Genomic DNA, 485 nt, shown 5'->3' on the forward strand with positions numbered 1-485 from the left:
ACTGTGGAGCCCGCTTCTGCCTTTCCGGTTACCGTCTCACCATCACCACTCACTTGAACAACAGTCGGCGCGGCAGGCGCTGTCGTATCTGGTGCTGTAGTCGTGGCGACTGAAGACGGGTTACCCGCGACATCCGCTGCCGTAACGCTTAGCGTCTGACCATTAGTTTGTGCCGGGCTTAAGGTCGCAGTGAATGAACCGTCTGCGCCTACCGTTGCACTACCGAGAGTTGTGCCGCTGGCATCCTTGATAGCAACCGTGGAGCCCGCTTCCGCCTTACCGGTGACCGTTACACCGTCATCGCTGACAACAACATCAGTCGGCGCGGCAGGTGCGGTCGTATCTTTAGCTACCACAGTTACTGGGGTTGAAGCATTCCCCGCGGTATCAGTAGAAATCACACTTAAGGTTTGGCCATTTGTCTGTGCAGGGCTTAAGGTCGCAGTGAATGAACCATCTGAGCCTACCGTCGTATTACCAATAGT

1 protein-coding gene is annotated in these 485 nt (G+C 55.7%); it reads right to left on the reverse strand.

Annotated features, from left to right (window positions below; all coding sequences use genetic code 11):
* On the reverse strand, window positions 1-485 hold a 485-nt coding region (locus HGT70_RS16455; protein WP_214196577.1), incomplete at both ends, for an Ig-like domain-containing protein.

Source organism: Rosenbergiella collisarenosi, assembly GCF_018494085.1.
Taxonomy (GTDB): Bacteria; Pseudomonadota; Gammaproteobacteria; order Enterobacterales; family Enterobacteriaceae; genus Rosenbergiella; species Rosenbergiella collisarenosi.